The sequence below is a fragment of the Microcoleus harperi Pol14_C6 genome (assembly GCF_036701295.1).
In the GTDB taxonomy this organism is placed as follows: domain Bacteria; phylum Cyanobacteriota; class Cyanobacteriia; order Cyanobacteriales; family Microcoleaceae; genus Microcoleus.
Genome location: NZ_JAUBQN010000015.1, coordinates 118,779 through 129,332, shown reverse-complemented (window position 1 = coordinate 129,332; position 10,554 = coordinate 118,779). Strand labels below are relative to the sequence as shown.

General features: G+C 46.7%; 7 protein-coding genes. 1 reads left to right on the top strand and 6 read right to left on the bottom strand.

The window, feature by feature from the left end; genetic code table 11:
- Positions 1 to 750 precede the first annotated feature (750 nt).
- The 5 genes from QUA27_RS13100 to QUA27_RS13080 form a co-directional block, all read right to left on the bottom strand.
- Positions 751 to 2,844: a HEAT repeat domain-containing protein gene (locus QUA27_RS13100; RefSeq protein ID WP_333068440.1), complete on the bottom strand. Its 2,094-nt coding sequence runs from the start codon at positions 2,842 to 2,844 to the stop codon at positions 751 to 753.
- 212 nt (positions 2,845 to 3,056) lie between these two features.
- Complete coding sequence (nirD, locus tag QUA27_RS13095) at positions 3,057 to 3,416, bottom strand: nitrite reductase small subunit NirD (RefSeq protein ID WP_333068439.1); 360 nt, start codon at positions 3,414 to 3,416, stop codon at positions 3,057 to 3,059.
- Between the two features lie 211 nt (positions 3,417 to 3,627).
- The gene (nirB, locus tag QUA27_RS13090) at positions 3,628 to 6,192 is read right to left on the bottom strand and encodes a nitrite reductase large subunit NirB (protein ID WP_333068438.1); all 2,565 of its coding nucleotides are present in this window, start codon (positions 6,190 to 6,192) and stop codon (positions 3,628 to 3,630) included.
- Between the two features lie 288 nt (positions 6,193 to 6,480).
- The gene (locus QUA27_RS13085) at positions 6,481 to 7,269 is read right to left on the bottom strand and encodes an ABC transporter permease (RefSeq protein ID WP_333068437.1); all 789 of its coding nucleotides are present in this window, start codon (positions 7,267 to 7,269) and stop codon (positions 6,481 to 6,483) included.
- A 201-nt stretch (positions 7,270 to 7,470) separates the two neighbouring features.
- Positions 7,471 to 8,451 carry an ABC transporter ATP-binding protein gene (locus QUA27_RS13080; protein WP_333068436.1) on the bottom strand — a complete coding sequence of 327 codons (981 nt, stop codon included), beginning with the start codon at positions 8,449 to 8,451 and terminating at the stop codon, positions 7,471 to 7,473.
- 204 nt (positions 8,452 to 8,655) lie between these two features.
- Here QUA27_RS13080 and QUA27_RS13075 point away from each other — a divergent pair, with 204 nt between their 5' ends.
- Positions 8,656 to 9,465 (top strand): calcium-binding protein, encoded by an 810-nt coding sequence (locus QUA27_RS13075; protein ID WP_333068435.1) that lies wholly within the window; start codon positions 8,656 to 8,658, stop codon positions 9,463 to 9,465.
- Positions 9,466 to 9,525: 60 nt separating this feature from the next.
- Here QUA27_RS13075 and QUA27_RS13070 read toward each other — a convergent pair whose 3' ends face one another.
- On the bottom strand, positions 9,526 to 10,533 hold the full coding sequence (locus QUA27_RS13070) for an NAD(P)-dependent alcohol dehydrogenase (protein ID WP_333068434.1): 1,008 nt from the start codon (positions 10,531 to 10,533) through the stop codon (positions 9,526 to 9,528).
- Between the last annotated feature and the right edge of the window lie 21 nt (positions 10,534 to 10,554).

Here is a 10,554-nt window from a genome sequence, read left to right as displayed (position 1 = left end):
CTTTTTTTGGCATAGGGGGTTTGGCCTCCCTGTGAATCGGCTGCCCTTAATTATAACTAATTATCCGAACCTGATATTACAGAAGATGTTGCTTCGGCCACGAGCTAATGTCGTAACTCGATATATCGCGAAAGTTCCTTGTTACAATTCATATTATTTCAGTGCTGCTAAGTTCTTCTTAAGCAACCTTTTTTGATTAAAGAGCTCACTTGTTTTCACGGGTGGCCAAAAACCATAGCTAGATCATTCCGGCACAGGCGGAATTGATATCATCCGGATAACCGCAGCAGATATCAAACAACGCCGAGATGTCGCCACCGTGCTCAATTCACTCTGACCACGGGCGACAATTCACAGCCTGAGCAATCTGCCCCTCTTGTTTCTCAACTGCCACCAGTTCGTAAGTCGCCAGAGTCTTATTAATCCGCGCTAAAAAGCGAGCATCGCACGGTAACTCTTTAGCAAGGGTGGAAGAGCAGGTATGATTAATTTTCTGAAGTGCCTAAAGGATTGTTTCCAGTTATATCAATTCCGGTAGCATCGGAATAGTAAAGTCCAGTCAACAGGCAACAATCACAGATGGTGAAACCGGAATCCATCTAATTCCTCTGCGTTAATCTGTGTTTATCTGCCTGTATCTGCGGTCAAAAAAGAGAATTTATCCAGCCGCAGATGACAAGGGATTGATGCTGATTCACGCAGAGGTCGAGAATAGAGATAGGAATAATTCCGATGCTAACACATTTCATCTTACCAATCTTGACTGCGTAGCCGGCGACCCGCTAAGGCCCGGATTTGCTCGTCGGCGTCGGAAACTGCGAGCGATCGCAACAACGGCACAACTCCCGGATTTTCGGGATAATGTTCGATAATCGCTTCGAGCGCTGTAAATCTGGGATTGTAAGGAAAAGAACCGTTTTGATTGTCAACATCGCTCAAAGCCCGATCGCGCAAAAACTCAAACATTCCCGGCTCGTCTTTCCATCCCCGCATTAACTCTACCAGGGCGATCGCCCGCACCTGCGAATCTTCATCTTTTTGAGCTCTACTTTTGAGCCACTCGAAAGTTTGAGACTGATTTGTCCGCGCCCGGGCTAACTTTTGCAAAGCCATTTGCCTGACAGCCGGACTCTCATCGCCCTCTGCTTTTGCCTCCAGCAGCATCCAAGTTTCAGGGTTGTCCGGCCAGTTGTAAGCAAGTTCAAGCACCGCCGCTGGGCGGACCAGGGCATCGCTAGAATTGAGCTGAATTTTCAGCCAAGGCAAGGTTTCCTGGTCGTCGGGCCACCCCCGCACGATCGCCCGCACCAGCACGCTCAGCAAGTGAGAATCTTGCTCTGACTCGACCAGGCTTTTGAGGAAAGGCAGCGTCTCGCCCCGGTGAGACCAGCGTTTTGCGATCTCTTCCACGGCAGTTTCTCGGACGTTCAGGTGTCTGTCTGACTCGGCGAGATTTTGCAACCAAGTAAAGACTTCGAGACGGGGTGACGGCAGTGTGGCGACAGCTTCCACTACTACTTGTCGCACCGTCCAGTAATCTTCGGAATCAGCTATTTTTTGCAGCAGGGGCAGGGTTTCTGGGTGGTCGGGCCAACCTGCGGCTATCTGTTTTAGGGCTATTTCTCGCAGGTCGGCGTCGCGATCGCCCAATGCTATATTTTTCAAAAAAGTCAGAGTTTCGGGGTTCGCGGGCCAGCCAGAGGCAATTGCTTGCACTGCTGCCCGTCGGACGCTCGAACTCGCGTCGGACTCGGCTTTAGTTTTCAGCAGCGGGTAAATGTCGGGCTCGCCAGGCCAGTGTGAAGCCAATTCTTCTAAAGCTGCTGTCCGTACTTCTTTGCTGCTGTCGGATTCGGCTAGGGTTTTCAGCAGCAGGCAAACGTCGGCTGTGGCAGGCCAGCCCGCTGCCAACTCCCGCACCGCTACTGTTCGCAGGATAGAACTTCCTGTCTGGGCAAGGTTTTTGAGCAGGGAGGGCGTGCCTAAAACGCTGTGCCAACCTCTGGCTATTTCTTGCCACGCAGCGACTCGCACTCCCAAATTTTCGTCGGATTCGGCGGCGTTCCTCAGCAGCAGTAAGGTATCTGTGCGATCGGGCCAATGAGAGGCCAACTGTTCGACTGCTGCGGTGCGGACTGCGGGACTTTGATCGAACTGAGCGAGGACACTCAGCAGCGACAAGGTATCGCTCGTGTCTGGCCAACCACAACCCATTTCTCGCACACAGGTCGATCGCACTGCCCAGCTTCGATCGGATTGGGCGAGGTTTTTGAGCATCAGGTAAATTTCTGGCTGGTCTGGCCAACCGCGGGCTATTGCTTCGACTGCTGTGGCTCTGACTTCGCCACAGTCGGTGGAGTGAGCGAGTATTTTCAGCCAGGGCAGGGTTTGCGGGTCGTTTTTCCAAGTTTGGGCGATCGACGCGATCGATCTATTGCGAATTTGATAAATTTCCTGCAATTCTTGAGCGCTTTGATAAAGAATCAGGAAACCCGTGCCGTATTGCGATAACTTTTTTAAAGCGTTTAACAGTTTTTTTTCGGTTTTTTTATTAACATCATTTTTATTTTTTAACAGGCATTGCGCCGCTAAAAATAAATTAATAAATTTTTCTTGTTGACCGTTTTGTTCGGTGAGATATTCTATAATTTCGCTTGCTGTTTCTTTGTCGAGCTTGGCTGAAATTTCTCTGAGGACCTCGTGCAAAGATTCGTCCCGCCAGTGCTGGTCGAAAACTTGTGCCTTGAGTTCGCCCCAAGTCAGTTGACCGATTTTGAGTTGGGCATGGATTAACTCTGCTACAGTCTGGGGATTATTTTCGGAAACAAGTTTTTTTAACAACATACCGATACCCTGCCCGTGAAGTTTGTTTGCATTCAAAATCCGAAACCATATCCAGTATTAGTTTAGAGTTTGGTGAGCCTTCCTGGAGTAGGTCGCTGATTAACTCCATTTTATACCACAACTACGGGGTCGCGTCCCAATGCAAAATCCGCCACCACCCAGAGAAATGTTAGGTGTTGGCGGATGGCGCTCGACCAATTAAGCCGCTGAATCTAGCTAATAGCTACTTGGACGCGATCGGCTGCAACCCGAACCGCAAAAGTAGGAATCTTTACCGTTTCATCATCGAGACATTGCCCGGTAGTCAGACTAAAGTTTTGTTTGTAAATGGGAGAAGCAACTTTGAGAGTGCCGTTGCGATCGCCCACAAGTCCCCGCGACAAAACAAAAGCTTTGCTAAACGGGTCGTAATTGCTAAGCGCATAAACTTCATCTCCGTTTCCCACTCGGAAAATCGCCACTTGTTCGCCTTTAACTAAAGCACAAACTCCAGTATAAGGGGCGATCGCATCGAGAGAACACACATCTACCCAAGTTGTTACTGTATCGGAAACTTGTAATGATTGAACCATCTTCTTTTCCTGTTAATTTACTTTAATTTCATTCCCAGTCTCCGGCTGGGAACGTAGGTTTCGAGGCTCTGCCTCGCTGAAGGAGACTCTGGCTCACGGTTTTAGGAGGCCGAGCCTCCGGGACTTCATTCCCAGGCAGAGCCTGGGAACGAGATTAAGCGAGATTAAATCTTGCTCCCTCCCCTGATTCAAGGGGAGGGCTGGGGAGGGATTATTCCGAAACTCCAACCAGAGCCTTTTCATGTTCGTTAGCAGGCCGCGTTTGTCCCCGTTCCGCAACACGAACAATACTCGGATCGGGCAAATCGGAATTCACAAAATGCTGGAACCGCAGCACCTTTTGTGGATCTTCAATCGTCGTTTTCCACTCACATTGATAAGTATTCACTAAATGTTCCATCTGCGCTTCTAATTCAGCACAAATGCCCAGAGAATCCTCAATTATCACCTGTTTCAAGTATTCAATCCCGCCCTCAAGCTTATTCAACCAAGTAGCAGTGCGTTCCAATCTATCTGCCGTGCGGATGTAGAAAACCAAGAATCGATCGATATACTTAATCAGTGTTTCCTTATCGATATCAGTCGCCAGCAAAACGGCGTGCTGCGGCTTAATGCCACCGTTGCCGCACACATACAAATTCCAACCATTCTCCGTCGCAATTATCCCAAAATCCTTGCTTTGAGCTTCCGCGCATTCGCGAGTGCAACCAGAAACAGCAGATTTGAGCTTGTGGGGCGATCGCAAACCGCGATACCGCAATTCAACCTCGATCGCCAAACTCGTTGAATCCTGCACCCCAAAGCGGCACCAAGTGCTACCCACACAAGATTTTACAGTACGCAGAGCCTTACCGTAAGCGTGTCCCGACTCAAATCCCGCATCAATCAACCTACGCCAAATATGCGGCAATTGATCCACGCGAGCTCCAAACAAATCAATCCGTTGCCCGCCAGTAATCTTAGTATAAAGTCCAAAATCCCTGGCAACTTCACCCAAAACAATCAGCTTATCGGGAGTAATTTCTCCCCCCGGTATTCGCGGCACCACCGAATAAGTACCATCGCGCTGAATGTTGGCCAAAAAGTAATCGTTCGTATCTTGCAAGCCGACGTGAGACTTCTCTAAAATATGGTCATTCCAAGTAGAAGCCAACATCGAACCAACAGCCGGCTTGCAAATTTCGCAACCCTTACCTTTGCCATGTCTTTCAATCAACTCCTCAAAGGTTTTAATCTCTTGAGAACGCACTAAATGGTACAATTCTTGACGAGAATATTCAAAATGTTCGCAAAGATTATTTTTGACTGCGAACCCAGCTTTTTTCATCTCCGACTTGAAGATATCCGTCACTAAAGGCACGCACCCGCCGCAGCCAGTCCCAGCTTGAGTGCATTTCTTGACGCTGGCAACATCGGTTAAATTGCGATCGCGAATCGCTTCACAAATCTGCCCCTTGGTAACATTATTGCAAGAACAAATTTGAGCCGAATCAGGCAAACTGTCTACTCCAAAACCCGCCGGTACTCCCCCTTCTCGCGGTGGCATTAACAAATCTTCGGGATGCGGTGGCAGAGCAATTTCATTTTGCATGAATTGCAGCAACGTGCCGTAAGCCGAAGCATCTCCCACGAGAATTCCGCCTAAAATTAGACTGCCGTCTTGATTTAAAACTAATTTTTTGTAAATGCCTTGGAAGGTATCAGTTACAACAATCTCTTTAGTATCGGCAGACTTGGGAAAAGGATCTCCAAAACTAGCGACATCCACCCCCAATAATTTGAGTTTAGTAGACATATCCGCACCTGTAAAAGTGCTTGTAGCGGTGGCATCCTGCCGCCCATCGGCTGCACGGCTCAAAATATCTGCTGCTACGCTTGCCATTGTATACCCAGGCGCAACTAAGCCGTAGATGCGATTTTGATAAAGCGCACATTCTCCGATCGCATAAATGTCAGGATCGGAGGTTTTGCAGCTATCATTTATGATGATGCCACCGCGTTCTCCTACTTCTATACCGCAACTTCTGGCAATTTCATCGCGGGGGCGAATGCCAGCAGAAAAGACAATCATATCTGTTGCCAATTCCGAACCATCAGCAAACAGCATTTTAGTAACTTTGCCATCTTCGCTAACAATTTCTGTGGTAGATTTGCTGGTATGAACCGAAACCCCCAACTCTTCTATTTTGCTGCGAAGAATTGCACCGCCCATCTCGTCCACTTGCACGGGCATCAGCCGCGATGCAAACTCAACAACATGAGTCTTTAATCCCATATTTTGCAGAGCATTGGCACATTCTAGACCTAACAAGCCGCCGCCAATTACTACACCAATTCGGCAATTTTTAGCGTAATCTGACATCGCTTCCAGGTCGTCAATTGTCCGGTAAACAAAAGTTCCTGTAGCGTCTTTGCCTTTAATTGATGGCACAAATGGATAGGAACCGGTCGCAAGAACAATTTTGTCGTAGGGAACTTCTAAACCGTTGGCTGAAGAGACTGTTTTTTGTTCCCGGTTAATGGCGACTGCTTTGTCGCCGATGTAAATTTGGATGCCGTTTTCTTGGTAAAATCCCGGTGCAACTAAAGATAAATCTCCCGCTGTTTTGCCAGAGAAAAATCCGCTGAGGTTTACGCGATCGTAAGCAACGCGCGGTTCTTCACAAAAAGTAATTAAATTCCAGTGTTTGGCAGCATCCGAGCTGACCATTAACTCTAGGAACTTGTGACCTACCATGCCATTGCCGATTACAATGAGGTTTTTTTTGGCTGTCATTAGAATCTCTTTTATCCCGTTTATCAGTCGTTGGGTTTATTAATATAAGACTTTATTATAAACTTTTGTACTTATATATACAAAAAATGGGTATTTATGCAATTGTCGAATACTTTCGATTGCATTTTTGCATGATGTGTGCGATCGACTTAAGTAGGCGCGTCAGTCGATTTTAAATTTTAGATTTTCTTCACAGTTAAGAATGGTGCATCCGCTAAGTGTTTTTGACAAAACGATTAACATTTTTACTGTGACGCACCTTACAGTTTTCTAATTTTTAATTATTATTTAAGCTCCCATGCTCGAATACTGCTTCAAGCCCTGCCGCCAAAGCCAGCGATTCCACACAAAAAACACCGCAGCCCAACCCAACATTACCAACAAACTGCGGCCTACATCTACGGGCAATCCGATCAAGATTGAAGCGGGAAAATGAATCAAATAAGGAAAAGGCGTCCACAAAACTACTTCGCGCACGGGTGCGGGAAACACTTCTAACGGCGCGGTAATTCCCGATAAAAACAGGTAAATTAAAGACCAGAATTGCTCGATCGCACTTGCCCTTTCCAGCCAAAAAGCAAACAGCGCAAAAGTATACTGTATCAGAAACCGCAAACAAAAAGTCAAGACGATAACCAACAAAAATAGCAAAAACCTGCCCAAACTCGGCAGCCAAAAAGACTGCGGGTAAATTGCAAAAAATAGCAGCACTAATCCGAATACAAAGGGCAGCCTTGCAAACCTTTCGGAAACGTGAGATACGAAGTGGTGCCATACGGGATCGAGAGGCTGCAACAATCTATTAGATAGCTTGCCTTGCACTACTTCCTTTTCAAACTCCCAAACTACCCAAACTACATTTACTTGCCTGACAATGAAAGTGGCTAAAAAATAACGGGCAAAGTCGAGGGAATTCAGCCCAAATTGACCAGTCTTGGCCGCCTGCATCCAAACACCCATCAAGATAAATGGCAAAGCTCCCGACAGGGCCCACAAAAACAATTCTGCCCGGTATTCGAGCATATAAGCGTAGTAGGTAAATAACAAAGTTTTAGCAATTTTGATTGATTTTGTCATATCAATTTTAGATTTAATTTTTCGGTGTTAGCAACGGGCAAGATGCCCGTTACACACAACATTGAAACTCTAGGGGAACAGGCATCTTGCCTGTTAAATTTTTCATTTTTAGCAACGGGAAAGATGCCCGTTCCAAAAATCCTTGAAACTTTAGTAAAATAGATAAGTTGCCTTTTATGGAGAATGAACCCGCCAAAAACATTACACTTTTCCCGTGCGGAAAACGCGACCGATTACCTCTTCAATTGGCGGATCAGTAACAGTCAAATCTATCACTTCCAACTCCGCCAAAATTTTCGCCACGCTCACCGTCAGCTCTTCCCTTTTCACTAAAAAACGCACCGATTGTCCCTCAATAGATTCTACCTCGCCGTAAGCAAAAGCACTATTTTTTGCCAGCGGCTTAGCTAATTTTACCTGAACTTCCCGATAAGGTGCAAACCTGTCGAGCAATCCGTCTAAACTGCCATCATAAACTAATTGCCCTTCATGGATCAATAAAACGCGCTTGCACAAAGCAGTAATGTCCGCCATGTAATGGCTCGTCAACAGCACCGTTGCTTGATAGCGCTCGTTATATTCTCGCAGAAATTGCCTGACGCTAAACTGTGCGTTTATATCCAAACCTAAAGTCGGTTCATCTAAAAATAATACTTCCGGCTGGTGCAGCAGCGCCGCCATCAATTCAGCTTTCATGCGTTCGCCTAAAGAAAGCTTTCGTACCGCCTGATTTAACTTGCCTTCTAATGACAGCATTTCTGTCAATTCTCCGACTCGCCGCCGATAATCTGTATCGGGGATGCCGTAGACAGCGGCATTGATTCGCAGAGAGTCAAGCACAGGTAAATCCCAAATTAACTGCTGTTTCTGGCCCATCACTAAGGTGATTCTTTGCAGAAAATCTGCTTCCCGACGAAAAGGAGTGCGATCGCACACTCTCACTGTACCCGCAGACGGATAAATCAAACCCGTCAGCATTTTCAGCGTAGTAGTTTTGCCCGCACCGTTAGCACCGAGAAACCCCACTACTTCCCCAGGTTCAATACTGAAAGAAACGCCCTCAACTGCTTTGACATTGCGGTAAGTGCGACTAAAAAAGTGCCGCACTGTTCCTTTAAGCCCCGGTTCTTTAATCGCTACCGGATAAACTTTGCTCAAGTCTTGGACTAAGATAATTGGCATGGGATCAAATTTTAACTTTTATTTTAATCTAAGGTATTTCCATTTCCATCAGGGTTGTGCCAAGATGGAGCGATCGCTCTGTCTAGTAGGGTTCGCCAACTATTGCTCGATCGCGAGTGAGAAAGTAACGGTGTTCGGGCGCACCCTACTAAACTGTAGAATATTGAACAATATCCATGCTGACATCGCACAAAGTTTACAACTATGGTACTCACACCAGATAATTCAGACATCTCTCGTTTGTTAGGAGACAATTCTTCTGAAAATATTACACTTGCACTAGGACAACTTGCTAGTTTTCCTGGGGGACTTTGGATGCTGGGCGGGAATGATACTGTCACGGGATCGTCAGATGCAGAACGGATTTTTGGCAACGATGGTAAAGACAGCGTGTTAGGCGGTGTCGGCAGTGATTCTATTTACGGTGGCAAAGATGATGACGATGTGTTAGGAGAAACTGGCGAGGATTTCTTGACAGGAGATAGAAATAGCGATTTCCTGAATGGGGGTGCGGGAAATGATTTGGTGCGCGGAGGACAAGATGTTGATTTGTTAGTAGGCGGTGACGGTAATGATACTTTAATTGGCGACAGAGACGTTGATATTTACCAAGGTGGTGCAGGTAGCGATGTATTTGTTTTGAGGGTCGATCAAGCGGGAAATAGATTAGTTGGAATTGAAGTTTCTGACGCGGTAATTGTGGATTTTGATAAGTCTAGCGATTCGATTGGAATTAGTGTGGCATTTACCAGCAGCAATATCTCCTTGGAAGACGTAAGTTATAGCTTAAACGATCCGAGACTGCTGCTGATCGATCCTGCAACTGTAACGGGGGGAACGAGTTTGTTAGCCAAGGGCGGGATATCGCGGCAAAGTCTCGATCCTGATGGCAACGGCCGTGTGGAAGCTACTAATATTAGATTTGGTTTTACTAATGCTTTGTTGGGTACTGTTTTGAATGTGACCCCAGCCGATTTAAACGGTCGTTTGATTAATGCTAGTGCTTTGCTTTAATTCGTTGCTTATATATTTTTAGTAGGGTGCGCTAGGCGCACCTTACCGACTACTCATTATCTAACTCACCGTCAAAACTGCGCGATAGCGCACTTGATTGTCCCGGACTTTCTGCACTGCTTCATTCGCTTGTGCGATCGCAAAAACTTCGACAATCGGCTCAATCCCAAACTTCTCTGCAATTGACAGCATTTCATTAATCATAGCGCGACCGCCGATCGGCGAAGCCATAATTCGGCGCCGCTTTGTCAGCAACGGAAACAAGGGAATGCTCAACGGTGCGTCGGGAACTCCCACAAAAGCAAGCGCACCGTCAGAATCGAGAAAATCAATGTACGGAACCCAATCTAAAGCAGCAGGAACAGTGCTCAACAAAATATCTAATTTGCTGCTGGGGGCTTGAGGAATTTCGCCTTTTCCTACTACAATAGCTTCGTCCGCCCCCATTTTCTGTGCAAATTCTGCCTTATCTTGGGAAGTAGTAAAAACTGTAACGCGGTTGCCTAATTTTTTCGCAAATTGCACCGCCATGTGTCCCAAACCGCCGATGCCGAGAATGCCAATTTCTTGCCCGGAACTCATCCCCGCATTCCGCAAACCGGCATAAACCGTAATTCCGCCGCACAACAGCGGCCCCGCTATTTGGGAATCGATGCCTTTGGGAATAGGAAAAGCAAAGCGGGAATCTACCATCAAATAATCGGCAAAACCTCCCGGGCCTGTAACAATTAATCCCTGATTTTCATCGCAGAGATTTTCGTTACCGCGCAAGCAGTCGCGGCAGTGCAAACAAGACGACCTTTGCCAGCCGACACCAACGCGATCGCCCACTTTTAAATGAGTCACTTGTGGCCCAATTTCTGCCACTTCTCCGATAACTTCGTGGCCGGGAACGAGGGGATATTTTGATTGACCCCAATCGTTGTCAATCATGTGCAAGTCAGAGTGACAGATGCCGCAAGTTAACACTTTTATCAGACATTCATGTACTTTGGGAGGTTCGACATCGAATTTGTATTCTTCAAGCAACCCCCCTGTTTTTTTAGCTGCTAGTGCTTTGATTTGCATGGTGGTGTTTCCTGGTTTGTT